This is a genomic window from Enterococcus sp. BWB1-3, assembly GCF_016745275.1.
Classification (GTDB): domain Bacteria; phylum Bacillota; class Bacilli; order Lactobacillales; family Enterococcaceae; genus Enterococcus_L.
Genome location: NZ_JADOEP010000004.1, coordinates 47,202 through 74,135, shown reverse-complemented (window position 1 = coordinate 74,135; position 26,934 = coordinate 47,202). Strand labels below are relative to the sequence as shown.

Sequence of the window (26,934 nt, the reverse complement as noted above, 5' to 3'; positions counted from 1 at the left end):
CTCTATTCATATATTTTCTGTTTTGTCTGTCCTTTATTATTTTCAGTCAGTTCATTAAAGAACAAATCGTAAATATCCTGTTCATAAGGAGCAGTCAAAAGTGCTGAACGGAATGCTTCATTATTCACAAGATTATATAATGTCGTCACTGCATTCAAATGTGTTTTCTTATCTTTTGGTGCAATCATCACAATGATTCGTACTGAAAGTTCTTTTGAAAAAGGGATGGGTTCTCTGACCCGAAGAAATGACATCCCCAACTTGTTTACTCCATTTTCAGGTCCATCATGCGGAATGGCTACTTCAGGCGCAATCACAAAATAGGGATACTCAGGATTATAGCCTTCAAGAATTTTTTCAACATAGCCGGTTTCAATTGAACCATTCTGCAGCAGCGGTTTTGCGCTTAAACGAATGGCTTCGTTAAAATTCAACGCTTTGTCATAAATTTGAATATTTTGTCTTGGCAGCAGTTCCAGTAAAGAATAGTCGTCTTTAAAAACCAGACTTCCTGTGATTTCCTCATTGTCATTATCCGGCAACAAAAATTGTTCAAGCTCCTGCTTTAATTGTCCTTTTGCACGAATATCTGCATACTTTTCAATAACCTGCAGCAGCCCATCAAGGTTCAAAGAATCTATTCCTTCACTATAGGAATAACGGCTAAATATAGTCCCTTCTACTTTTCTTTTAAGAGTTCTTTTTTCATGGTCAGTCAGGAAATGTTTAATAAAAAATGTAGGAATATCCGTGTCCACACCAACTGTTGAAAAAACAATATCCACTTGGGGATTCAATTCATAAAATTCACGCAAAGACATATAGCGCTTGAAAAGAATATCGGGCAGCAGCTCCTTTAAATTTTCCAAAAGCAGTCGGGAAACAGAAACACCGTGCATACAAACAACTACTGCAGTTTTTTGCTTTTCTTCGGTTATCTTTTCTCCTTTTAAAAAACTGAGAAAAATAATCAGAATATACGACAATTCCTCCTCCACAAACTCAATCCCCAATATCCGTTCAACAGGGCATACTGCCTTCTTCACAATAAAATAAAATTCTCTGTACTCTTGTCTGATAGACTGGGATAGATCTCCTTCATCCGGCACTCCAAAGCGAATACGATAGCTGGCAGGAATGATATGCTGATAAAGCACGTCGCACAACTCCTGCTTGTTTTCAAAAAATGTAATACTGGATTTTTCAAAATAATTAATACTGTGTTTTATCGCCTTTAACAGTTCAGGGCTTTGTTTAAAAGAAGTTCGCTTGACGATATTAATACTTAGAACATGCATGATGATAAACCTAAGTTCCTGGTCATACGGCTGTACTGAGCTTTCTGAGTATAGACTGCTGAAATGTTGTTCAACCACATGAAAAATTTCCTGGTTTAACAAATCGCCATAGCCGGCAATATCTCGGGCTGCTACTTCTTCCTTATTCGAAAAACGAACAAGAGATAAATAAACAATCATTCTCAAATAGGAAATCTTTACTTCTGAAAAGTACAGCTGAAGTTCTTTTTCCATTAAACTGATTCTTTGATCAATTCTGTGAAGTTTTTCTCTGTCAATCGAGAGGAGCTCATAAAAAAACTTCAGCTCAAAGTCCTTTTCAATTTCTTCTTTCACCAAATACAGCCATAATTTACGAACAGCAATTTCTTCACCGGTCAGAAAATAGCCTTTTGCCCTCTTTGAACGAATCCCCAATTGTCGGGCTGCCAAGAAAGGTTCGACTGTTTTAATATCTGACAGAATGGTATTACGGCTGACACTTAATTTTTCTGCCAGCATCCCCAAAGTTAAGTTTTTATACAGAATAACCAATAGAATAATATAGATTTGGCGTTCATGCCCTTGAAGATGGATCAATGATGAACCTGAGGTTAAAAGCTGTCGGCGCTGTGCAGCACTGACAGAAAGAAAGTAGCGATGGTTTCTTTTTTCTACTTTTTGAAAGCCCATTTCTTCCAGACAGTCATTAATCTTTTTGATTCGATAATCCAGCTGACTTTTGTTGACGTGCAGTTCATCCTTCAGATACTGTGAAGCGACACCGGGTGTATTCAAAATCATTTCAATTATTCGCTTCATCATTGAATCCATAAGAACATCTCCTTTTCATTATCAGCATTCACGTTCAATTTTTAGAACTGCTGACCCAGCTTCTGAAAACATACCGAGTCAGCGTTCAGCTAACCAAATTCTCAACACTTTGGAAAAAGTTGTATATTTATTTCTTTGAATAGAAACTTTATATATTTTATAGTCTGAATACAACTGAAGAAATCTTTTCTTTTTGATGATTCTTAGTTATAATTTAATCAGCATATCACTTATGCCGTTTTTTAAATACGCATTAATGACATCTCTTAACAAATAAGGAGATTTTGGAATCGCATCAATGGTGTCGCCTGCAATATGTGGGGTGAGAGTCACATTATTCAGCTGTAATAAAGGATCGTCCATCTCAATGGGTTCTTTCCAAATTACGTCAAGCGCAGCACCTGCAATTCTTTTTTCTTTCAGGGCTGTTATTAATGCGTTTTTGTCCAGTACGGCGGCTCTGGCTGTATTTATTAAATAGGCACTGGGCTTCATCAGTGAAATCAAATGATCGCTGACCATATTCGTTGTTTCAGGTGTCACTCGCATATGCAGCGACAGAACGTCAGCTTCCGAAAAAACCTCTTCCAGCTCTTTAAATTCTACAGACAGACCTTCTTTTTTTATTCTTTCCGGATCAACAAACGGATCATATGCCATGACTTCTACACCTAACGCATTTAATCTTTTTACAACCAGTTTTCCAATATAGCCTAAACCGATCAAGCCGACTTTCAACTGATCAATCGTTGTTTTGTATGGATCATTTGGAAAAGCCTTTGTCCACTTTCCTGTCATTGCATCCCGATGACCTCTGGCGATATTTCGTGTTTCAGCATAAATCAGTCCAACTGTAAAATCTGCTACCGGCTCAGCATTCCTAATGACATGAATCAGCGGGATATTTTTTTCTTTTACACTATCCACAGCTACATGCTCCAAGCCGCCTCGACAGGTTCCAATCATTTTTAGCTGCGATGCATTCGCCAGCATCTCTTTTGAAACCGGCGCAATATGGACAAGCAGATAGTCTGCATCCGCCATCGCCTCAACAATCCCTTCCGGTACTTGCACAGCTTCCGGTCCGCCTTTTTCTATCTGAAGAATTTTTTCCTGAAACTGATCTTTTGTCAAATCAGCGTGCCAGTTAAATTCCATAACTTCAATTTCTGCTCCAATAGTCAACTGCAGTGCAGCTTCTTTTAATGTTTCACTGCTGACCAGCCGATCACCGACTACGACTACTTTTACCATTATACCGCCTCCTGCTCCAATGCCATTTGTACATTTTCTTCTAATTCAGCCTGTCTTTCAAGATAATCATGAATGACTTCTCTTTTCGTCCGCACAAAAAGATACATTACAATGTAAACAATTACAGAAAGCCCAATCCAAAGAGGATTCTGTGTCATAAATATCAGGAATAAACCGCCCATAATATGATTGGTCATCACTGCAAAACTACAGATAAGCAGCGCACCCTCCGGTAAATTCACCCCAACATCCAAAGCAACCTTTGTGAAAGTAGGAGCTACTGCTGTAATCATGTACAAGCCGCCGACACACCAAATAGTGCCTGAAATCAGAGATTTAAAAATATTTCCGTTTGAAATACAGATAATCAATTCTATCATATAGGGAATTGCTATCAAATCTACCATCGGCAAGGTTTCATTGCCCGGCAAAATGATCGCAAGGACTAAAATAATCGGCATCAAAAGCATACCGGTGAGCAAAGTAGCTGTTTCACCATACCCAGCCGCATCATTAATTGCCAAGTACCAAACACGGTCTTTCCCACCGGATTTTGCAGTCCGTTTTGAAGCATCCGTAATCGTCGTAAAGGCAGAAGCAAAAATTCCTGCAATTTTCGGGAAAATGGCCATAATCGCTGCCGTCGCTATTCCCACTGTCACAATCTCTCCCCAGCCTTCCATCGTGTTCAAACGCATGAAATTACCTGCAAAGCCCAAAATCAGCCCCAACATAAATCCAAGTGAGGTAGGCTCACCGAGGAAGCCCAGCTTATCCTGAATTTTTTCCGGATTCCACTGTACTTTATTGGCACCCAATTTTGTCAAAATCCAATCCATTCCTATAGCCAGTGGAACAGAGCATATATGATGAGGCGCAGTCATTGTACATTTTGGATAGCCATAATAGGTTGACCATCTTTTAGCAACCATTTCAGAGAATACCAGACTGTACAAGTTCGAGAGAACCATCAAGCCAATTGACAGCCATAAATTACCCGTTGCAATATAGAGCATAGATCCCCACAACATAAATGAAAAATTATTCCAGAGATCTGAAGGCATGAAGATATTAGTGTATTTCAAAACAAAGAGAACCAGCTGCAGCACAAGCCCCAGACCCAAAAAGATCATTCCTACTTGGGTAGAATACGCAACCACGCTCGTTGCCTGCCATCCTGTATCTAAAATACGCAGATTTACGCCTGTTTCTTCAACCATTCTCTGAACAACTGGAGTGACTATCGGTGAATAGGCTCCGATTATCATGTTAAAACCAGTAAGTCCAATCCCTGCATTCAGTGCTGCAGTAAATGCCTTTTTAGGCTTAACTTTCATAATCAGCGCAATAAAGAAAATAATGACTGGAACGACAATTGCCGCTCCAAATGCATCCATAATACTTGATAGAATTTCTAACACAATTTCCTCCCCCTTTTACAGTGATTTTACCGTTTCAAGCAGCTCTTCATAAAATTCCTCTTCTTCCATTCCTGTCAATAGTCCTACTGAATTAATCGTCGGGATACTATAAGTCCCCTTTAATGGACTCGTATGAACAATTATGTCCCATTGTCCGGAAGCCAGCTCATTTTCCACTCCGCCTGGATTCACCTCAACAGTCTTTGCTTTATACCCGTTATCCTCCAAAAAATCCTTTACTTTTCCAGCTACCATAGAACTTGTTACAGTCCCGGAGCCGCATACTGAGATTACATTAATTCTTTTCATCACTATTCTCCTGTCTTTTAAAATAATTGTTGTTTATACTCACTCAATAACTCTGCAGTAAGAGATGGGAATTGACCAACCCATCTATTATTGTTCTCTTGGTGCTAAAATTCCTTCTTTGGGAGCCACACCAAAACGATCAGCTAAATCCCACAGCTGCTGATCAGTGATTTTCTGGATGATTCCAGTTGGCACCTGTACAGCACGCATGTAAATATCTGCAGCTTTTTCAGCAGTTTCCACCAATCCAAATGCGTCATCCATTGTTTGACCTGCACCCATGATTCCATGATGCGGCCAAACAACGATTCGTGAATAATGCATTTTTTCAGCGGAGGCTTCCCCCAGCTCTACTGTTCCCGCCACCATCCATGGCAAAACAGCAACACCGTCCGGAAATACGACCAGACATTCTGTAATCATTTCCCATAAAGTCTTCGTAAACTTATCTTCGTCCAGTTCATGAACAAAGGTCATCGCTGAAATGGCTATGGAGTGAGTATGAAGGATTACCCGATGCTCTGCATCCTGTTTCAGTCTGACTGCATGACATTTCAAGTGAGATGCAAGCTCACTGGTTGGTACTCCGCCTGTTTCCAGTCCCCATAAAACCTGGTACTTCTTTCCTGCTGCATCAATTTTCAAAATAACCAGATTATCTGCAGGATTTTGCCACACATTTTTAAAATATTTCCCTGAGCCGGAAACCAGAAATATCATATTTGCAAGCTCCGGAATTTCAAAGCCGAGTTCCACTTCACTCAAAATCCGATCTGTATCCAAGTAGAAGCCAACCTCTGATTCATCCAAACGGTAACTGATATTTCCTCCGTTTCTTTCCGCCCAACCATTATTCCAAAGGTTCCTTGTTGCTTCACACATTTCTTTGATAAAGGGCGCTTCATAAATATTGTGAATCTTTGTCATAGATAAAATCTCCTATTCTTTATTAATGTAGTATTGGTTTACAATTGAATACATTTCATGTTCCGATATATTCTCAGATAATCGGGTCATTGTTCTCTCATCAGAAAACATCGCCATTAAATTTTGTAAAAGAACCAGCTGTTCTTCACCTTTTTCAAATCCAAGGACAAACACATAATGAGCTTCTACTTTCTCATCAACAGATCCCATCTGTCCAAAAGAAATAGGCTGATAAAGCTTGGTTATAAATACGAACGGTTTTTTTATGTGCGTTGGATCTGTATGCGGAATAGCCACACTCAAAAAAGGTGTCTTTAAGCCTGTCGGATAATCCTTTTCCCGTTCCGTGACTGCCTCATAAAAACTATCCTCCACATATCCTTTATGCTTCAGTTTTTGGAAAATATACGAAAAAAATTCCTCCTGATTGTTGCTTTCTTCAATAATATCTGCCAATTCTTCACTAAAATAATGATCGATTGTCATACCTTTGCCCCTCCTTCCTTTAGTTATAGCCACATTATATAAAATAGTATGCTGCATTTGTGACCGCTTTCATCACAATTTTTATTTTTTAACTGATTATCTTTTGGACCATCCGAACTTTTTTCTCTGGGAAATATTATTTTAGCAGCTATGAAAATAGTACCCCCTCAATCAGCAGATACCTTTCTTCCGCTGGGAGTATTCTGCCAAAGTTTCAATGTGACACTTGATTTTCTCCTTGAATTTACTTCAAATTTTTGAAACTAATACAAAAAATTATTGAACTACAGTATTTCGAGGCGTGTTTCCTTTGTTTAGAAACCAGCTTCTGTAACTACTGATATAATAGGGTTCTTAATGAAAAATGGGGAACGTCAAATATTTTCTCATATTGTTTCCGCTTAGCTCTTTTGCTATACTTAATGGAAAAGGAGGGATTTTTAGTGTCAAAAGCAAGTTATTTTGCTTCATTGCTTCAACAAGGAAAAACTGTTGAAAAATATAAAGAAGCAGGAAATTCGATGTTGCCAATTCTTAAATCGAATCAGCCAGTCACCCTGATACCGGTAACGGAAGAAACTGTATTACGGGTAAATGATATCGTCTTCTGCAAAGTCAAAGGAAATTACTATACACATTTGATTGCTGCAATCAGAACCAGGAACAGTCAGGTTGAATATCAGATTGCCAACAATCACGGCTTTATCAACGGCTGGGTTAAAAATAAGAATATATTCGGTAAAGTCACTAAAATTTGGTAACTACCAGATTTTATTTTTTTACACTCATTTTCATGGAGATTTGATGCTGTTTAGATATATTTTAGTTCTTTTATTCAGACCAACATTCAAAAGGCAACCCACATTTCTCCATACAAAAACACCGCCTCAACTCTCGCTGAGACGGCTGCTTAAAGTATTATTAATCTAAATTTTCCCCATTTGTCTCAATGACCTGTTTATACCAATTAAAGGATTTTTTCTTGCAGCGATTCATCGTGCCTTCTCCATTATCATCCAGATCAACATAGATAAAGCCGTAGCGTTTACTCATTTCTCCAGTGGAAGCACTGACCAGATCAATACAGCCCCAAGGTGTATAACCCATTAAATCAACACCATCTTCAATCGCTTTTTCCATCGCCTGAATGTGCTGACGCAGGTAATCGATACGATAGTCGTCTTCCACATAGAAGTTTTCATCAACCTTATCAATAGCACCCAGTCCATTTTCAACAATAAACAACGGTTTTTGATAACGATCATACAATTCATTCAAGGCAATGCGCAACCCTTCCGGATCAATTTGCCAGCCCCAGTCACTTGCTTCAAGAAATGGATTCTTCACTCCGCCAAGCAGATTTCCAGCTACTTCCTCACTCTTTTCGGTGATGGTCACCGCTGCTGACATATAATAGCTGAAGCCAATATAGTCAACTGGATATTTTTTCAGCAAATCCAAATCTGCTTCTGTAATATCCATTTTCTCAGCATCTACTCCATATTTTTTAAAGATACGGCCGGTATACGCAGGATATTCTCCGCGAACCTGTACATCTGTACAGAAGAAATTAAATTCCTGATTCTGTTCCAGTGTAGCCATCTGATTGATTGGATTTGCATCCAGGCTGTACGTTGTCGCGTAAATAATCATACAGCCGATTTGAAGTTCAGGGTCAAGCTCATGTCCGATTTTAACCGCCTTACTGCTTGCAACAAACTGGTTATGCCATGCCTGGAATAAATTCTGTTTATCTCCTGCACCAGTCTTTTTCACCAGTCCCTGACTGAGAACCGGAAAATGAAACGCTGAATTTATTTCATTAAAAGTCATCCAGTATTTTACTTTTTTATGGAAACGAGTTAAAACTGTTTTCGCATAGTGTTCAAAGAAATCAATCAGTTGACGATTTTTCCAGCCGCCATAAGCAACAGCCAAGTTCAACGGCATTTCATAATGAGAAATGGTAATTACAGGTTCAATACCATATTTCAAACATTCGTCAATCATTGATTCGTAGAAAACAAGACCCGCTTCATTAGGCTCGCGTTCATCGCCTTGTGGAAAGATACGTGCCCATGCAATTGAAAAACGGTAACACTTGAAGCCCATTTCAGCAAACAGTTTGATATCTTCTTTATAACGGTAGTAATGATCAATCCCACGATGGTTCGGGTAAACATACTTATCCTCATCTATCGACCAGTCAAAGTCTTCACTTCCAAGTACTGCAAAACGAGCTTTACCGCCAGGCATTGCATCTGCAACAGAAAGTCCTTTACCATCTTCACGATAACCGCCTTCCAGCTGATTGGCAGCTGTTGCACCGCCCCACAAAAATCCTTCGGGAAAACCTGTAAATTTTTTCATATTCATTTATCCTCCAAATTATTATTTTACTATTACAAGAAAATCTTCCCCATGTAAAACATTCTCTTGAGATAAATCCAGTACATCTAAAAAGTTATTGCTATTGGTAATTACTACTGGAGTCTCAACAGAGTATCCTTTATCTGTAATTAACGCAACATCAAATTTCACTAAAAGATCTCCTTTGGAAATTTTATCGCCATTTTTCACAAACGCTTCAAAGCCTTCTCCATTTAACTCAACAGTATTCATACCGATATGAATCAGAATTTCAATTCCGTCTTTAGAAGTAATACCGATTGCATGACCTGTTGGGAAAATAGTGGTAATCTCTCCGTCAACAGGTGCATAAACTGCACCATCATTCGGACGAATGGCCAGACCTTTACCCATGGCTCCTGAAGAAAACACATTATCCTTCACTTCAGAAAGCGGAATAATATCCCCACTGACAGGACTTGTCAAAATAATTTTTTGTCCTTTTTCTATATCATTGGAAATTATTTTATCCGATCCATCTGATAAAACTTTTCCTTCATTTGGTTCATCTTTAAATCCTAAAACCAAGGTTAAAATAAACGCTATGACTACTGCAATTCCAGTACCAATTACTGCTGAAACAATACCTGAAGTATCAGAGGTTCCCGGAGTAATGAAGCCCGGTAAACTGAACAGACTCACCAATCCAAATGCATAGTTCTTTGTTCCGCTGAATGCAACAAAGGCTCCGCCAGCTGCACCACCAATACATGCTGCAATAAAAGGTTTTTTCAATGGCAGTGTAACACCATAAACAGCGGGTTCAGTAATACCAAAAATAGATGTCACTGCAGAAGAAAGAGACAATCCTTTCAGCTTTACATTCTTAGATTTCAGGAAAACAGCCAGTGCTGCACCACCCTGCGCCATAACTGCCGGTAAAAGCATCGGCATTAGTGTATCCATACCGCCGCCTGCTTCAGACAGGTTCAGCATCATAATCGGAACGAAGCCCCAGTGCATACCGAACATAACAAACACTTGCCAGAAGCCACCCATTACAGCACCAGCCAGAATCGGACTTAAATTATAAATAGAATTGTACGCTCCGCCAAGCAGATCACCTGCAATACTTCCAATAGGTCCAATAGCGATGAAAGTTAATGGTGTCATTACTAAAAAGACTGCTAATGGAACACAGATAATCTGCAATGCATTAGGAATAACTTTTTTAAAGAAGTGTTCTACATACTGCATAACAAATACTGCTAGAATAATAGGAATAACTGAGGATGTATAACCACTTGCACCTAAAATAACCGGAATACCGAAAAAGCTTAATTCCGTTCCAGCCAAAGCATTAATGCTTGGATGGACAAGTGCCATTGCTAGACAGACAGCTAGGAACTGGTTTGTGTTAAATTTCTTGGCAGCTGTAAATGCCAAGAGGATCGGCAGATAAGTGAACAATCCATCTGCTACTGCGTATAGAACCAGATAGTCACCTGAGTCAGCAGCCATCCAGCCCATTGTTGCTGCAAGGGTCAGAAACCCTTTCAATACCCCTGCCCCAGCCATCGCACCAAGGAATGGTGTGAAAATGGATGAAATAACATCAATTAAATGGTTAAAAATATTTCCATCGCCTTTGGTATCAGAATTCTTTGTTCCTTCATTTCCCAAGCTGCTTTGAGCCATTAATTCTTTGTACACATCACTTACATGGCTGCCGATAACCACTTGATACTGACCACCGCTTTGAACAACTTGAATAACCTCCGGATCGTTTTTTAATATGTCTGTTTTTGCATCAGTCTCATTTTTCAGCTTAAAACGCAAACGTGTTGCACAGTGAACTACACTAATTACATTTTTCTCTCCGCCAACCAGTGTCAGAATACGAGCTGCAATTTCCTGATTTTTACTCATTACTATCCCTCTTTCTTTTTTTATAATAAGAAAAACCCAAATTGAAAAAACGGCAGCACAAGAAATTCTGTACTAGCATATTTTTTCAATCCGGGTTTAGCCTGCATTACCAGTAACAATCCGATGATTGAGGATTATTCATTTTTTTCTCCAACCAATCTCTGAATATGGATGGTCAGATAGGTTTGTTCCGATTTTCCAATCGGCTTGTTGTACTCGGTTTCTAAAAACTGATTGATCCGCTGCACTGCTTGAAATGCTTTAGGATACTTTGACTGAATCAGCTCATACAAAAATTCGTCGTCATCACCATTCAGTTCATCTTTTAAATAACGCTGACTGAAAAACTGCAAGTGCGTAACCATACGCTGATAGTTCAGAGCATCTTCATCAAACAGGGTACCAAAATACCGTTGAATAATCGTTAAAACGTTACTAACAATTTCTGTTGCCGTCATCGTAACTTCCATTGTATTGTTTCCCTGTTCGCTATTGACAATATGAAAAGCAATAAATCCCGCCTCGTCATCTGAAAACGACACATCAAACTGCTCGTTAACCATCTTAATTCCCTGGCGGGCAATATTAAATTCTCTGGGATAAAATTTACGGGTCTCGTATTTTAGAGGATTGGAAAGAACAATCTCCTCTTTGGCCCTCGCGATTGCATAGTGAATATGATCTGTTAAAGTCAGGTAGATATTTGAAGATAGTTCCATTTGCAGTTCTTCTTCAGCCAAATCAACAATCTTTTTTACTACTTCGACCTCTTCAGAGGGAATATCGGAAAACAGCTGTTCAAGCTGACTGGAAAGTGCTGTGTCTTTCAGAATAAATTCTTTTTCAATAAATTCCGGAAAAATTTCATCTCCAACTTTTTTGCTGAAAGCAAGGCCTCTGCCCATATAAACTGTTTCTTCTCCCGAACTGTTAAGCGCCATCACTACATTGTTATTCAAAATTTTATCAATAATAATCATAATGAAAGTCCTTTTCCAAAAATAAAAAAACCTAGAATTCACCCACTATCTTACTGCATACAGTAAATAAGTTCATTCTGGTTTTGCCTGCCTAACAGTAACAATCCTTTATCGATATCAGAATACCACGGATTACTTAAAATGACAAGCAGGAATATTTTTTGAATTTACCTAAATTTAATGGTTAACCGCACTCTTTGAGCTAGAGCCAAATAAATAGGACTAACAATGGTGTTTGCTTTCGCACTGCTGAAACTGAGGTTCCTATGTCTACTCATTCAGCCTTCACCTATTGTTAGCCCCTTGTACCTTGTAAGGAATCTGTTCATCCCCCACGCTCCTTTTATCGCTTCCGCAATAGCTTTGCAAGTTGTACGCAGCCTACATCGTACGCACCCCATAAGTTTTCTTCCGCTTGCAACATTTCTGTATTCATTGGACCAGCTTATGGTGGGAGTTTTAAATCCCTTACACCTATTTTATACCACACTCTTTAAAAATACTCAATCAATCCGCTTAGCTTTTATCCTTTACGACCAATACATCACAAGGAGCATGATTAACTACAAATGACGTGTTGGAGCCAAGCAGCGTTCGCTCAACAGCTCCCTTTCCAGAAGAGCCCATAACAACTAAATCATACCCCTCACTTTTTATCATTTTTACAATGATATGTTTGGGATGCCCTTGTATTACTCGATAAATGACATTCTTCAGGCCTGAATTCTTTGCCTGCTCTGTTTTTTCCTGGACAAGCTGCTCTGTTTCTTTTTCTGCCATATCAATTATACTTTGTATAGAGAGACCTAATGAATCATAAGTAGGAATAGCAAATGTACTTAAAATACAAAGAACTGCGTCATTTCGTTTAGCAATTGCAACGGCTTCTTTAAATGCTTTGTTTGCTTGCTCAGAATCATCAACTGCAACCAAGATATTCGTATACTTGTCAGCCATCATAATCCCCTCCTGCTTTTAGTATACTATGAATCATTCAATTGGGCGAATAAAGCAGCATGCTTCTTCTCGAAATAATTATTCTTTTTGAGTATAATAGATATAAGAAAATGAATGGAGGGTTTATCATGGTTTCACCGAACAAAGTAGTCAGCCCAAAAGAAAAACTAGAGCTTATTGCATTGATTGAAGACGGGACCCAAACGAATAAAGGATACTCTGTTGCTAAAGTAAAATGGAACGGAAAAGACGCATTCGCCATTAGATATGATGGTGATAATGAAGAAGATAAAGGGTTTCCAACAACCACTAATGGCTATCATTCTTCTTGGTTTATTCTTCCTAATGAGGTTTCTCTCCCTTACCTGCGTTCATTCATTGCTCAAAAAGATATGATTGAACGCTTGGAAAAATACTTGAATTGATACCATTCAATAAATCCGGGTTGTGTCTTAGTTTCTATTCTTAATCAACAATCCTTATTACTTGCTCAATGTATTAAACTTCCCTGCCGGCTATTTTTCTTCCATATGTTAAAGAATAGTTCCAGAAATAGCTAATACCCAAGAAATAGCACCATATTAAAAAAAGACCACTCATAAAAGAGCCGCCTTAAGTCTCCTAAATAATTTTGAGGAAATTATAGAATAGGAAACCATAAATGCATAATAGCAGCCTTTAGTATATTTGCAAAATATAGGATTCCAAGCGACTTAGCTCTTTATCCCCATAGCTTCCATCAAGTTTCCCAAATAGTGATCCCTTCTCCGCCCAGCACTTTATCTCTTGTCCGAGAATCTTCTTTACTTTCAGCTCCCTCAAAGAAGGGGCATGCAGAAATACAAGGGAATCCATTAGCATATCTTCATAGTAATTGCTTTCTCTCCATAGACTCATAATTTACTCATTGACTCCCTTGCTGAATCCTTGTTACAATTTTGCATGAAGCCTCTTACAATTTTATTGAAAACGGAGATAGTCCAATGACACATTCGATCGATCAGTCTATCAATTGTTTAGGAACATTTTGTGGAAAACAGGATATTGAGCATTTGACGAAAGAAGCATTAAACGATACTTACGGCATTAAAAAAGTAGATGTAATGGTTCTTTTTGGCGGAAGTATTCTGGCTGGTGTCGAGGTTATGGCTGATGCTATTCAAAATCAGATTGCACAACAATATATTATTGTTGGCGGCTATGGACATACTTCAGAAACCTTATTCACAAAAGCAGAGAATGCTTTTCCTGGTATTTCAACAGGTATTGAATCTGAAGCTGAATTATTTTCTGCTATCTTATCTGCAGAATACAGATTAGCTCCTGATTATCTTGAAACAAAATCTACCAATTGCGGAAATAATGTGACTTATCTGTTGGATTTAATACACAGGGAACAAATACCTGCAAAAAGCATTCTGATTATACAGGATGTTGCCATGCAGCTGCGAATGGATTTAACTTTAAAAAAACATGTTTCAAAAGATGTGACAGTTATTAACTACCCGGCTTACCATGCTGAAATCATTCTGAGAAATAATGGTTTAGCATATCGGGAAGATATCAAAGGAATGTGGGAAATCAAACGCTATATTTCTTTATTATTGGGAGAAATTCCGAGGATACGGGATGATGAGCATGGATATGGTCCAAAGGGGCGAAACTTTTTGACTCATATTGATATTCCTGTTAATGTTATGCATGCGTTCGACGAAGTAAGCACACACTATCCAGAATTAATCCGAAAGGCAAATCCTAAATTTGCTTCTCAATAAAAGGAAAATAATATAACAACATTCTATTTAGATCGAAACGTAGTCACTTATTTAAACCTGTTATTTTGAAATGAAGCTGTCCAAATTTTCACAATTTCTGTTTCTTATCTATCGTATAAACTGTGTTATGTTTGCCACTCATTCTCATCGGAAGGTTTTCTTTATTTTTGGGATAAAGCTATCACATTTTCTTATTTGAGTTTGCCGGACAAATCCATCTAAAAATCGATAAAGAACCCTTGTTCTTTATAAATCGTTATCAGTTTTTCAGGCTGTTAAAGCTATGTTCCTTTTCTTAATATGAACATATCACATCACATAAAAATTATTATTATCAACTTATCTTTTCCTGACCATTGATATAACCGTCATTACCCGATAAGTAAACTCTCCTTTGTATTCACTAGTTGATACTGACTCATCCTTCTTTTGAATAGAGAGTTTCTGCGCTGCGGTTTCTTTAATATATAGGATAAATTTTCCAGTCCATTTAATACAGAAATATCATGTATTGACCTCAAATCAGTATCTACTTCATCCCGACTGCTGCGATTTCTCAAGTCTAAATAGATAGTTTCCAATTCAGTCATATTTTTGAACAAGAGAATAGGCAGAAGCTCCCCAGCTCCGTAAAACGGATCTTATCTTCCAATGATCTGTAGTCAACTCCATATGCATGAACAGTCACAGGAACAAGTGCTGCTATAATAATCCAAAGCCTATAATACATTCCAAAGTTTTCATAAAACCAATATGTTCATTTTATTATATTTAATTTTCCATAAGTACAAATATAATGCAATAAAATTACTAACCTTCTTATTTTAATTAGTAATGGAGATTTACTACTCTACTATTCCTTTCATCGTTTTTACATTCTAATTAAAAAAGTCCAGGAAAGTAACAGCCCGGACTCTGCATATTTTAAGAATATGTTGTACTTTATGAAATAAAGGGGAACAGTAATTTTTCTAAATTGATCCTTATTTTAACTAAATACTTTTATTGTGTCATCAACAGTAATTTATTCACTGTATTGGCATTTCTGATAGTGACATGACTGTTTACAGAAGATCTGGCAATTTTTGACCACTTCGCTTTGGAATAAGTTTTCAAGGGAGCCGACCAGAAAATGACATTGCCATGATGCCCCACCTGCTCAAATTCTGGGTTCACTTCGCCTGCACCTGCATAAATCTCTTCGACACGAATTGGCGAAAGAACAAAAATAGTATAATGCACTGATTCTTTGTCTGTATTCCACCACTCCGGCGCATTTTCCATTGCTTCAGCCAGATCATCTGCTGATATAACAGCAACAGGTATAGTTAACTTAAATCTTTCAAGAATTACTTCTTCACATTTTTTTATCAGCTCAACTTCATCTTGAATAACACTGGAAAAAACAACATTTCCACTGTTAATATAGGTAACAACATCTGAAAAACCAAGCTCTTCAAATACAGTTCTTAAAACAGGCATCGATATTCTATTTTTTCCTCCCACATTTATCCCACGTAAAAGTGCAATATATTTCTTCAAAAGCTACACATCCCCTTCATCTATTCTGGTCTGGCAATCCAATTAGCAAAATAACGATAGTGCTATCTGCTTATGAAATAATCTTTTAGCAGCTTATGTGTCTGAAAACTCCAGCGGTGAATAGTTTGATGATTTTTATCGAACTCCTCGTCATAAATACTTGCTTATGAACCACATATGCTGTGTTTTCTTCCTTGATTTCAACAGAAATCACTGAAACATTCAACTTCCACTACCTTTTCAGACACGCTCTAGTATAACTGCATGAAAATTTAGTCAATTTAGTTTAACGATTTTTTAGTATCTACATGTTTTTTACACTGTTTTATTATACCAGTAAACAGGCTAAAAACTCAGAAAATATTCAATCGCTTCCAGCAACATAAACATCCTTACCAAATCCTGTTCTTCTGCTATTTCCTCCTTAAGCATTGTCCTCATATCTTCACCTATTTCAATAATATGCCTGTTCGGATAATAAAAACAACGAACTTTTTGTCCACATGGCAGCTCCCTTTTTCTGATTATTTTCACGTCCGCTGTTTGGTCAACAGAAATTCATTGTTTTAAAAACTGTAAAAATAGTATTTCATGAAAATTAAATAATGAGAAAAAATAATTTTTCTAACTGCCCTAGATGTACCAAGCTATATGCTGAAAAGACCAAAAGAAAAACCCCTGAATATTCAAGGGTTCTTACGATCAAAATGACGGGTAATTGCTTTTATCTATTAACTTTCAACTAAAATCAGAGGATTTTCTTATACGTGCATTTCTCTTTTCCTATTTGTAATGCTCTTCCAGATATTGAACAATAGCACCGGATTTTTCCGTTGCCGTTCCATTTTCACCAGAATTCTCAGACATTATCAGCCCCATAAAATTGCGGTTGTTCACATCGAAAAACAGCAAAAAGCTGTTCTCTGTTCCATCTGTATCCTGCTTATCCTTTATTTCGGCTGTACCTGTTTTCGCAGCCAACGTAAAATCGGGATTATACAAGCTGTAGACATAGCCCTCCGGTGAAGCAACACTGTCAATCAAATCATTCAGTACAATATTGGCAGCATTCGCACTAACCACTTCCTGCTTCGTTTTCACTTCCTGATCCTTTACTATTTGCGGATAAACAAGTGTACCGTTGTTCATAAATACACTATACATGGTTAATTGAGAAATCGGAGAAATCATTAATTCTCCTTGTCCATAAGCTGTATCAGCTAAAAGGATTTCAGAATTAAAGGTCTCTTCATTTGAAATACTCGCAGGCTCAACATAGATTGGAAGATCCAATTCTTCTCCAAAAATGAATTTGTTTAGTCCGCCGCGAAAAACATCTTCTCCCATTTCCAGACTCTTCTGCGCAAAGAAAATATTATCCGAATAGACCAATGCTTTTTTCAGATCCACAACCGGCGTATCCTTTACCCGTGTTGTCCAAAATCCGCCCCAGCTGGCATCTTTTTGCCACTTCAAGCCTTCGATAGTTCGCTCTTCTGTTGTATTAATATTTCCAGAGTCCAAGCCTATAGCTGCTGTGATTGTTTTAAACGTTGAACCTGGTGCATAACGATTGGAAAAACGAGCCATGAACGGCAGGTTCGTATCATCCGCATACCCCTTATACTCCTCTTCCGAAATGCCTAACACTATTTTATTCGGATTGTAGGAAGGTGCCCCAGCTGCAACCAGCAGTTCTCCAGTTTCAGGGTTTGAAATAACCGCAGTGGCAGGCTTTCCGCCTAGTGAATCATAAGCAATTTTTTGTGCTTCGCTGTCTATTGTCAAGGTAATATCAGCAGGATCTATTTTTTCGACAGACAAAAGAGTTTTCTTTTCTTTCCCGTCCTTGTCAACAATCTTTATAACAGCACCGGATTTCCCCCTCAATTGCTCGTCAAAGGCTGCTTCCAATCCAGATTTTCCAATATAGTCTTCTTCAGACAGCACCGGATTTTTCTCAATATCTTCTGCACTAACTTTACCAACATAGCCTAATAAATGAGCCGTTGCTTCTCCATATGGATAGTGTCTTTGATTTGTGCTGCCAATACTTGCGCCGGAAGGCAACTCACCCATCTCGGCAGTACTAATCGCATTTTCCAGTGTTTTAATAGGAACAACCCAGTCATCCTTCACCCAAGACTGAGCCAGTTTTTCATTTATAATCTCAATGGAAACGCCAAACTTTTCGCTGATTGTCTGTATATTTTGTTCCCTCTGCTCTCCTTCTCCCAGCTGTCCGGGAATTATGCCCAATTGCTGATAGTCATAATTTTCTGCAATTTTCTTTCCATTTCTGTCTAGTATTTCACCACGCTCAACATCGTCACTCTCTACTTTGACTGTATCCTCCTCATCCATTTCCGGGAAGATTAAAGAAGGTTTCCAGTTAAATGTATACTCATCATCTTTTTTTATCAGTTCAACATCATACTTTTCTGTAGAGATTTCTCCAAAAGATGTTTCCAGTTTTAAAGTATACGTAATCAAATAGTTTCCATCATCTTCTTTTGAGGCAGATAGGCTTTCAACATTTATTTTATTGGTGCCAATACCTGAAAAGATATTTTCATATCGCTGAATTACTTCCTCTTTAGAAGTTGAATTGTCCTTAAATGATTCTTCTGAAAACAATGCATTATACGCAGAAAAATCCTGCTTTGCCAGTGTGTCGGAGTATTTATCAACAATACTGTCAACTTTCTTTTTCTCCTGCTGATTTTTATATACAAAATAACCGCCAACTGAGCCAGCAACCACTACCATTGCTGCAATGCCAATAAATACCTTCATTTTCCCATTTCCTGCCATACCAAGTCTCCTTTTCATCCTTCAGTTAATAAAAAAATTAATCCATCATTACTTGTCCTATATTTTAATCTTACAATCTTATTGTATGCAAGAACAGCTTTTACTGCAAAAGTTATCATATATTTAAATCTTATTATTTATCCAGTTTTTCTATTCTTAAATAACTCCTTCTTTCAAACTATAAAACTCATTTTGTACAAGTAATTGGCGTAGCTGACAATACCTGCCATATTCACCAGTGAGACATTCAAATCAGCCTCCTGACTCTTTCAGTTTCCTGTTTTTATACATTTCAAAACAAAAAAACCTCTCTGAAATCATATCAAGCAAGAGGCTTCATTATTTATATAAAGTATTTTGGGTTTTCAATTGAATGAGCTGAAAAAATATTCAATAATCCTAACAAGGAAAGTATCTGTTCATCTTTTCAATGCTTCCTTAATCAGTTTGGCTTCTCTAAGCGGATCAGCCGCATTCAAAATCCCGCTGCCGACAATAATTATATCCGGTTCCAATGCAACATACTCATTGATTGTTTGACTGCTAATACCACCTGCTGCAGCAATTTCAACGTTTTTAGCATATTTCTTTATTTCTTTTAACTCCTCAAGGGGTGTTCTGCCTGCTGCCTGCTGATCTGCACCAGTATGAACAGCAATAACATCTACACCCAGACTTTCAATTACTGGAATTCTTGCAGCTAAATCCTTTACACAAATCATGTCTGCCATTACTTTTCTTCCCTGTTTTTTTGCCTGATCAACGCAGCCTTTTATGGTTAAATCATCCGTAATTCCAAGTACAGTCACATAAGCTGCACCAACATCATATGCCAATTGTGCTTCATATGCTCCTGCATCCATAATTTTAGCATCGCACAATACATCCAGCTGAGGAAATTTTTCTTTGATCTGCTTAACCGCTTCACGCCCGGCATCAATTAAAAATGGGGTACCTACTTCCGCAATATCTATGAAAGGTTCAAGAGTAACCAGTTGTTCTAACGCCTGCTCCAAATTCAGTTCGTCAATTGCCAGCTGTAATTTCATTTTTATCCCGCCTATTCTAAATTTGCATGATTTTCAAATGCTTTTGTTGTATCCACTTGCTGGTCTTTCGCCAGTTCAAGAATCAGCGAGTCCCCTAATAAAAGAATCGCTTCTTCGAACATACTTCCCCCCGGAAGAATTCCTTTTCGGTTGATTTCACTCACAGGTAATTTGTCTGTGTATGCCGGAATTTTTACCACTTCATTAGCAAGCTTTCCCAGACTCGACTGTTCAAAAATTGTCAGTGCAACGATTGAGCCGCCATACTCTTTCGCTCGTTCGGCATTAGAGATTAAAGATTTTGTTTCTCCAGAAGCACTGGCAGCAATTAACAAATCATCTTCCAGAAATGCTGGAGTGGTTACTTCTCCGACAATATAGACTTCATAGCCAATATGCATGAGACGCATGGCGAAACCTTTCAGCATAAGCAAGGAACGTCCTGCACCTGTCACAAATATTCTTTTTTTTATTTTTATCAATTCCAACAATGTATTCACTTGCTGAATGTTCACATTTTTAAGTGTTTCCGCCAGCTCCAACGCTGCCTTATACGACAAGTCAACAGGATTCATTCAGAATTGTCCTCCTCATTATTTTTTCAAATTTTTATAGCTTGCCACAAACATATCCATCTTACCGGACAGTGTTAATTTTCCAAAATGGTCTGGAACAATTATCGTCTCGCCTTTTGAAACTTCTGTGTCATTTATTTTTCCAGCTCCTTCAACAATCGTGATAAATGCAAATCGCTTTGGTTCATATCTCCCCTTTGCTTCTGTTTTGATACGACTCAATGTATATAACCCTGGCTCATCCCAGTAATCAGTAATTTCACAGCCAGCCTTCAAATAGGAATCGTACCAGACAAATCCTGTAGAACGATCTGGAATCAGCACATTGTCAATCACCTTCTCAATATGAAGCTCTCTTTCTTCCTTTGTATTCGGATCGACTCGATCATAATCATACAGTCGATAAGTCAAGTCAGCGTTTCTGGAAATATTATAGGTCAGTACATCTCTTCCAATTGCGTGTAACGTACCAGCAGGAATATCAATAAAATAATCTTTTTTCGCCGGAAGATACTTAAGCAGTTTTCCCCACTCTTTACTTTGGACTAGCTCCACAAACTCTTCTTTTGAACGTGTATGATGCCCAAACTCAATCTTGCCGTCTTCTGGAGTGTCCAAAATAACCCATGCTTCTGGTTTTCCACGAGAGTTATCATGATTTAACGCGTATTCATCATCTGGATGCAGCTGAACTGACAAGTCTGCCAAAGGATCTAGTAAGTTAACACGGATCGGTAATTGTACAGTGTCACACTGAAACCACTCAGGGCAGGCAGTATATAATTCTGATAATGTCATATCTGTGTCTTCAACAAAACAATCTGCTTCTCCGGGCAAAGCTGCAACATTATAGACTTCTCCAACTGGAAATATCTCGGTATGATAATTAAACGTTTCCAGCATTCGCTTACCGCCCCATATCCTCGCTTCAAAAAAAGGAAGAATCTTTAAAATTTGCTTTTCCAAAGAAAACCAACTCCTTAAATTTGTTTTCGCTTACATTTCAAATTATAAACACTTTTTTTGTTTTTGCAACCTTTCTAAATAAAACCTGTTTGTTTTGATCTTAATAACCAAAAATTTAGTTTGTTATGATATACTACGTAGAGAACTTTTTTTGGAGGAGAAGGATGAAATTAACCAGTGAAGAAAGAAAAAATAAAATACTGCACGAAGTTATTACCAAGGGTGAAGTAAGCATCAATGATTTGGCTGACAGGTTCGCAGTAACAACAGAAACCATCCGAAAAGATGTCAGCCTTCTGCAGGACAAGAACTTAATTTCTAAAAAACACGGCTCTGTCTCCATGGTTAACTCTTTTTTTGAGAATGAATTCTCTGTTAAGGAAAGTGACCATTTGGAAGAAAAGATAACAATTGCAGAAGCTGTCATGAAATTTATCCCTGAAAATGCTGCGATATTTCTAGATACAAGTACAAGTGTTTTACAACTAGCTAAATTATTGGTTATGCGAGATGATTTAACAATCATTACGAATTCACTGCAAATCAGTCAGGTTTTATCTGCTTCTGATAACCAGATTCTTCTAACGGGCGGTTTATACCGAAAGAAAAGTAATTCCTATGTAGGTGATTGGACGTTGAATGCAATCAGCGGATTAAATATAGACATCTCATTTATCGGCTGTGACGGCTTTTCTAAATCCGGCCCAACGATTCGCTCTTATCATGAGCTGGAAATAAAAAAAGCTGTGATTGAACACAGCAGGAAAAATTTTATTTTGTGTGATACCTCTAAACTGGTAAATGAAGGGCTTTATTCATTTATAACCTATGACTCTTTGGATATGATTTTTATGGAGCGCAGACTGACTGACCAGGAACGGGAAAAATTTCCTAAAGAACTTATATTTTTTCAATCTGAATGAAAAAAATATTGGGTAATTTTTGTAGTAAATTAATCCAAGCATGAATGACTAGGCTGTAAACTACCTCTTTATCAGTGGATGGTTTACAGCTTTTTTATATTCCATAGAATGAAAAAGTCTACTTTTACTTAATCCAATAAATTATACTCATTTCTGCTCTCTTTCATAAGAATGGGTAATTTAAAATATATTCATCTAACACGTCAAATCCTTGAGAGGAGTTAGTTCGAAAAACAACTGAATTCCCGATCCATTCGTACAATAATCTGACTTCTTTGTAACAACCAAACAGCTGGCTATAATTCACAATGTCTAGCTCCTGTAAACAACATTCAACTTCCCTACTTCCAGATTCCATTATAGATGAAACCGTTCAAATATAGTAGTTTCAGCTTTGTGTTAAATCCTTTGGCGAACAGCAGTAATGGATAAGAAACTCCTCTCGTCATTCAAAAAAACAATCGACCTGCAGCTTGTTCTCTGTCACACTCACAGTGACAAAAACGATTTGCATGTCGATTATCTATTAAGTCTCTCCAGCTTCCTGTTCTCAGACATAAGCTGGAGCATTATGATCTGTTCGTTTCTGAGCAATATATCATCAAATATCAAATAATAAATAAGCGCCAGATATCTTTATACATTTCATATAATACGAAGGAGAATTCAGTTTGAATGTCTTTTAAAGTACTGTACTTTTCAGCAACGAACTAAATCACAAGCTTGATTTATCTTTATTCTATTCATTAAGAAAACCTGTCAGAGCGGCATTAATCAACACTCATTCTTTTGTCATTGATTGATATACGTATTCAATTGTACGCAAAATTTCTCCGCATCCTTATCTGAATTTGTGATTACAATCAAGGTATCATATCCTGCAATTGTCGCTGTTACTTCAGAAAATCTTTTTTTATCCATATAGTTTGCAATGACATCTGCACCATTTGGAATTGTTCGAATAATAATGATGAATCTAACAATTTCAATGGACTTAGTGTAATCCTTTATACTTTTTTTCAGCTTTTGATCCAGTTCAGAATCATTTTTTTCAAGAACTAAAAGAGTGAGTCTCTTCTTACCATCTTCCAAATAAGATTTGACAATATTCAATTCTTTCATATCCCTTGAAATCGTTGCCTGCGTAATCACAAGACCTTCTCTTTTCAGATAAATCAGCAGTTCATCCTGCGTTTCAATTTCATTCTCAATTATTATCTTCTTTATTTTTTTTTGGCGATCATTTTTATTCATAAGTCTTCACCTATTTTCCATTGCCCAGCAAAAAACAGCTCCCCCTGATAATCAATCATGCATGTCAATTTTTGCTTATAGAAACAGCATGGCTGCAATCAAAATCAGCAGGTTGCTGACTCCAATGATAATGAGCGGCTTCATCATAAACCTTGTCCAAGTAGAATAGTTCACTTTGGAAATTTCAAGTCCTCCCATGACAACACCGGAAGTTGGTGTAATCAAGTTCACCAGTCCGCATCCGGCAGTAAAAATCATAATCATGACATTTGGATTCAAACCAATATTATTGGCTAAAGCTCCCATTACCGGAATTGACACATACGCCAGGCCTGATGTAGATGGGATCAGAAATGACAGGAACAAATACAAAACATACGCACCGATTACAAACAATATCGGAGACAAGCCCTGAAGCAGATTCGCTGCTCGATCCAGAATAAATAAATCGAGGTGTGTAACCTGCATGATGACAGAAGCGCCACGAGCAACGACAATAATCAGTACAACAGATAAAATGTCTTTTACTCCATCTATAAATGTTGCAATGATCTCTCTTTCAGAGAAACCCTGAATGAGTGAAACAACCAAACTGCTCAAAAAGAACCACATTGCCAAATCTCCAAAGTACCAGTCACCAAAGCTTTCACCTGTCAACAAGGACGTCCAGCCGTCAAACAGGTGGATATTAAATGATCCCCATGGAATTAAGGTAATCACCATTATGGCAAATGAAAAAGCAAAAACAGATAAAATCGCTTTATGTTTACCAGTGAATTCAATCGTCTGCGAATCGGTCCTTGCAAAATGTTTCTCCATATCTTCTTGTTCCTGCAGGCTCAAAATAGTTGAACCTTTTTCAGCCTTTACTTCCCTAGCATAACTCATTACACAAAAAATACAGTAAGCTGTTGTAGCAAGCCATAAAGTAAAACCAATTCCTAAAACAATCCCCGTATTTGGTATAATTCCAACGCTTTTTAAAGCATCCATTGCTACACCGGTTGCAAATGGATTCACTGTGGAACCGATTACACCTGCTCCCGCTCCCAGCATAACGGTTCCAATTGAAACGATTGTATCAAAACCGGAGGCAACCATGGTTACAGCTAGCAGACTATAAAATGGAATAGTTTCTTCTGCCATCCCGTAAGTTGAACCGCCGATGGAGAATAAAATCATCAGGATTGGTATCAGAATCAGCTCATTCCCTTTCAGTTTTCGAACAATATGCTGAATTCCAGCTTCCAATGCGCCTGTCTTTGTAATAATATTTAAAAATCCGCCTAAAATCAGAATAAATACACAAATGTCAATCGCATCTCTAAAACCGTTAAAGGGGGACATTACCAGATCTGAAACACTGGCACCAACTACACTGCTGACTTCTTCAGTTCCTCCTGAAAGAAACGTCGGTGCAAATGTTTGTCCTGAAAAAATCCATGAAGCCACGGTTAAAAGAATAAGAATGATGAACAGAATACTAAAAGATGAAATAGACTTTTTTTCCTTGTTCTTTGTCATTTTTCGATTCTATACGAAAGAGCCCTAAAGAAAAATATTTTTGAACTTCAGCCTTCAGATAGAGCTCCTTTCATATTTTTCCTCTCTATATAGAGTCCCTCAATCTATTTTCCCAATTTAAAATAGTCGCCATCAAGAAAAGTAAATTGTTTGTACTCATATATTATTTTTCTTTTCTTAACTAATTCTCTAAGTGTCTGACCGACTGTTTCTCTTGTTGTACCACTGAGCTTCGATAGATCGTTAATCATAATCGGATGCGGAATGATAATTCTGTCATCATCCTGCTGTCCTAAATCCTCCATCAAAATCGCTAAAGTATTTTTTACTCTCTGCTTCGCCTTAGATGTAGTACAATACTGAATTCTTCTTACCTGTTTTTTGAGGAGCACATTTAAATCAGCCGTAATAAGCTTCAATTTCCATACATCCATTTGAACGATTTTTTCAAAAAGCACAGCAGGTATATAGCACACCTCTATATCTGTCGCAGCAACCGCAGAAAAGTAATATTTTTCTGATTCAAACAGCCCCAGCAATGGAAATAGTCTTTTTTCACCGATAACTCCCAGGAAATTGTATACAGCACTTTCCTCTGATCGTTCAAGCCGAACTAACCCTTTGTTTAAGAAAAAAATTCTATCTCGTTTATCATCTGTAAAAAAAAGTATTTGTCCTTTTTTATATGAACGGCAATACATATTTTCAATTAGAAGCCCTTGAGTTTCATTGTCCAAGACCGAGAAATAAGGATATTCACTAGTAATTCTTTGCTTTTTAGCTCTGTCATTTGTTTCCATATGTCTCACTCCAAAAGAACTATTTTCATTCTGGTTCGTAATCTAAATCAAAAAATGATTTCTGTACCAACACCCTGTTCATCAATGCTTGCAAGCATTTCTAAAGAAGTGATTACTGCTTTACAATCTGGTCGAGATTTGACGTACTGGACAGCTGCTTCCACTTTCGGCAGCATACTACCAGGAGCAAAGTGCCCTTCCTTCATGTATTGTTCTGCTTCAGCAACAGTCATTTGATCCAGCCATTGTTCATTTTTCTTTCCATAATTCAGCGCAATTTGCTTCACACCAGTTAAAATAATAAAAATATCTGCATCAACCAGTTCTGCTAATTTTTCAGAAGCAAAATCCTTATCAATAACAGCCTCTATCCCTCGAAACGACTGACTGTCAATCGGAATTCCTCCACCGCCGGAACAAATGGTTATAATATCGTTGTCAACCAGCGTTTTTATGCTATACTGCTCTTGGATGGCTATTGGTTTGGGACTTGGCACAACTTTGCGCCAGCCTCTTCCAGCATCCTCACTATAAACAGCTCCTGTTTCTTTTTCTAAAGCTTGAGCTTGTTCACGTGTAAGGAATGGACCAATCGGCTTGCTGGGATTTTTGAATGCTTCATCTTTTTTATCCACAATTATCTGGGTAATGATGGTTGCAACTTTCTTATTTAAGCTTGCTTCTCTGATTTCCCTTTCTAAAGCATTCTGAAGCCAAAAGCCAATACTTCCCTGTGTCATTGCTACACAGGTATCCAAAGGCATAGCCGGATTTTTTTCAGAGTCAGACGCCTGTTGCTGCAACAACAGATTGCCTACCTGAGGTCCATTCCCATGTGATATGATCAGCTGAACATCTGACTGAATCAGCTCAACCAAATGTTTAGAGGTTTGTTCCAATGCATGCTGTTGAGCCTCAGCACTGGCATCCTTGGTCAGAATGGCGTTACCGCCCAAAGCTACTGCAATTCGCTTTTTTCTTTGAGTCAC

Annotated in this window: 23 protein-coding genes; 4 read left to right on the top strand and 19 right to left on the bottom strand. The window is 37.8% G+C overall.

What is annotated here, in order from left to right; genetic code table 11:
• Positions 1 to 2: 2 nt before the first annotated feature.
• The 6 genes from IW492_RS04395 to IW492_RS04370 form a co-directional block, all read right to left on the bottom strand.
• Positions 3 to 2,111: a BglG family transcription antiterminator gene (locus IW492_RS04395; RefSeq protein WP_202065751.1), complete on the bottom strand. Its 2,109-nt coding sequence runs from the start codon at positions 2,109 to 2,111 to the stop codon at positions 3 to 5.
• Positions 2,112 to 2,318: 207 nt separating this feature from the next.
• Complete coding sequence (locus IW492_RS04390) at positions 2,319 to 3,365, bottom strand: 2-hydroxyacid dehydrogenase (RefSeq protein WP_202065749.1); 1,047 nt, start codon at positions 3,363 to 3,365, stop codon at positions 2,319 to 2,321.
• Positions 3,365 to 4,786 carry a PTS galactitol transporter subunit IIC gene (locus IW492_RS04385; protein WP_202065747.1) on the bottom strand — a complete coding sequence of 474 codons (1,422 nt, stop codon included), beginning with the start codon at positions 4,784 to 4,786 and terminating at the stop codon, positions 3,365 to 3,367. The genes IW492_RS04390 and IW492_RS04385 overlap by 1 nt, the downstream gene beginning before the upstream one ends.
• A gap of 15 nt (positions 4,787 to 4,801) precedes the next feature.
• Complete coding sequence (locus tag IW492_RS04380) at positions 4,802 to 5,095, bottom strand: PTS sugar transporter subunit IIB (protein WP_202065745.1); 294 nt, start codon at positions 5,093 to 5,095, stop codon at positions 4,802 to 4,804.
• An 87-nt stretch (positions 5,096 to 5,182) separates the two neighbouring features.
• Positions 5,183 to 6,022 (bottom strand): rhamnulose-1-phosphate aldolase, encoded by an 840-nt coding sequence (gene rhaD, locus IW492_RS04375; protein ID WP_202065743.1) that lies wholly within the window; start codon positions 6,020 to 6,022, stop codon positions 5,183 to 5,185.
• A gap of 12 nt (positions 6,023 to 6,034) precedes the next feature.
• Positions 6,035 to 6,508: a PTS sugar transporter subunit IIA gene (locus IW492_RS04370; protein WP_202065741.1), complete on the bottom strand. Its 474-nt coding sequence runs from the start codon at positions 6,506 to 6,508 to the stop codon at positions 6,035 to 6,037.
• Between the two features lie 443 nt (positions 6,509 to 6,951).
• Between IW492_RS04370 and IW492_RS04365 the strand changes: the two genes are divergently transcribed.
• Entirely contained in the window at positions 6,952 to 7,269 is a 318-nt protein-coding gene (locus IW492_RS04365) for a hypothetical protein (protein WP_236671782.1), read from the top strand.
• A 160-nt stretch (positions 7,270 to 7,429) separates the two neighbouring features.
• On the opposite strand, the gene IW492_RS04360 is transcribed toward IW492_RS04365, so the two are convergent.
• From IW492_RS04360 to IW492_RS04345, 4 genes are all read right to left on the bottom strand, one after another.
• A complete protein-coding gene (locus IW492_RS04360) occupies positions 7,430 to 8,878 on the bottom strand; it encodes a glycoside hydrolase family 1 protein (protein WP_202065737.1) in 1,449 nt (482 codons plus the stop codon).
• A 21-nt stretch (positions 8,879 to 8,899) separates the two neighbouring features.
• Positions 8,900 to 10,786, bottom strand: coding sequence for a beta-glucoside-specific PTS transporter subunit IIABC (locus IW492_RS04355; RefSeq protein WP_202065736.1), 1,887 nt, complete (start codon positions 10,784 to 10,786; stop codon positions 8,900 to 8,902).
• A gap of 134 nt (positions 10,787 to 10,920) precedes the next feature.
• Positions 10,921 to 11,763: a BglG family transcription antiterminator LicT gene (licT, locus tag IW492_RS04350; RefSeq protein ID WP_202066198.1), complete on the bottom strand. Its 843-nt coding sequence runs from the start codon at positions 11,761 to 11,763 to the stop codon at positions 10,921 to 10,923.
• Positions 11,764 to 12,282: 519 nt separating this feature from the next.
• Positions 12,283 to 12,723 (bottom strand): universal stress protein, encoded by a 441-nt coding sequence (locus IW492_RS04345; RefSeq protein WP_202065734.1) that lies wholly within the window; start codon positions 12,721 to 12,723, stop codon positions 12,283 to 12,285.
• 128 nt (positions 12,724 to 12,851) lie between these two features.
• Between IW492_RS04345 and IW492_RS04340 the strand changes: the two genes are divergently transcribed.
• Entirely contained in the window at positions 12,852 to 13,148 is a 297-nt protein-coding gene (locus IW492_RS04340; protein WP_202065731.1) for a hypothetical protein, read from the top strand.
• A gap of 558 nt (positions 13,149 to 13,706) precedes the next feature.
• Positions 13,707 to 14,498, top strand: a complete 792-nt coding sequence (locus IW492_RS04335; RefSeq protein ID WP_202065729.1) for a YdcF family protein — start codon at positions 13,707 to 13,709, stop codon at positions 14,496 to 14,498.
• Between the two features lie 1,002 nt (positions 14,499 to 15,500).
• Here the strand turns inward: IW492_RS04335 and IW492_RS04330 are convergent.
• From IW492_RS04330 to IW492_RS04310, 5 genes are all read right to left on the bottom strand, one after another.
• Positions 15,501 to 16,040 carry a DUF1697 domain-containing protein gene (locus IW492_RS04330; RefSeq protein ID WP_202065727.1) on the bottom strand — a complete coding sequence of 180 codons (540 nt, stop codon included), beginning with the start codon at positions 16,038 to 16,040 and terminating at the stop codon, positions 15,501 to 15,503.
• A 783-nt stretch (positions 16,041 to 16,823) separates the two neighbouring features.
• A complete protein-coding gene (gene pbp4 / locus IW492_RS04325; protein ID WP_202065725.1) occupies positions 16,824 to 18,854 on the bottom strand; it encodes a penicillin-binding protein PBP4(5) in 2,031 nt (676 codons plus the stop codon).
• A 419-nt stretch (positions 18,855 to 19,273) separates the two neighbouring features.
• The gene (hxlA, locus tag IW492_RS04320; protein WP_202065723.1) at positions 19,274 to 19,903 is read right to left on the bottom strand and encodes a 3-hexulose-6-phosphate synthase; all 630 of its coding nucleotides are present in this window, start codon (positions 19,901 to 19,903) and stop codon (positions 19,274 to 19,276) included.
• Between the two features lie 11 nt (positions 19,904 to 19,914).
• Complete coding sequence (hxlB, locus tag IW492_RS04315) at positions 19,915 to 20,478, bottom strand: 6-phospho-3-hexuloisomerase (protein WP_202065715.1); 564 nt, start codon at positions 20,476 to 20,478, stop codon at positions 19,915 to 19,917.
• An 18-nt stretch (positions 20,479 to 20,496) separates the two neighbouring features.
• The gene (locus tag IW492_RS04310; RefSeq protein WP_202065713.1) at positions 20,497 to 21,444 is read right to left on the bottom strand and encodes a class I mannose-6-phosphate isomerase; all 948 of its coding nucleotides are present in this window, start codon (positions 21,442 to 21,444) and stop codon (positions 20,497 to 20,499) included.
• Between the two features lie 164 nt (positions 21,445 to 21,608).
• Here IW492_RS04310 and IW492_RS04305 point away from each other — a divergent pair, with 164 nt between their 5' ends.
• Positions 21,609 to 22,367 (top strand): DeoR/GlpR family DNA-binding transcription regulator, encoded by a 759-nt coding sequence (locus IW492_RS04305; RefSeq protein WP_202065711.1) that lies wholly within the window; start codon positions 21,609 to 21,611, stop codon positions 22,365 to 22,367.
• Positions 22,368 to 23,159: 792 nt separating this feature from the next.
• Here the strand turns inward: IW492_RS04305 and IW492_RS04300 are convergent.
• From IW492_RS04300 to arcC, 4 genes are all read right to left on the bottom strand, one after another.
• Positions 23,160 to 23,621, bottom strand: a complete 462-nt coding sequence (locus IW492_RS04300; protein WP_202065709.1) for an ArgR family transcriptional regulator — start codon at positions 23,619 to 23,621, stop codon at positions 23,160 to 23,162.
• A gap of 75 nt (positions 23,622 to 23,696) precedes the next feature.
• Positions 23,697 to 25,145, bottom strand: a complete 1,449-nt coding sequence (locus tag IW492_RS04295) for a YfcC family protein (protein WP_202065707.1) — start codon at positions 25,143 to 25,145, stop codon at positions 23,697 to 23,699.
• A 104-nt stretch (positions 25,146 to 25,249) separates the two neighbouring features.
• Entirely contained in the window at positions 25,250 to 25,945 is a 696-nt protein-coding gene (locus IW492_RS04290) for a Crp/Fnr family transcriptional regulator (protein WP_202065703.1), read from the bottom strand.
• A gap of 47 nt (positions 25,946 to 25,992) precedes the next feature.
• The gene (arcC, locus tag IW492_RS04285) at positions 25,993 to 26,934 is read right to left on the bottom strand and encodes a carbamate kinase (RefSeq protein ID WP_202065700.1); all 942 of its coding nucleotides are present in this window, start codon (positions 26,932 to 26,934) and stop codon (positions 25,993 to 25,995) included.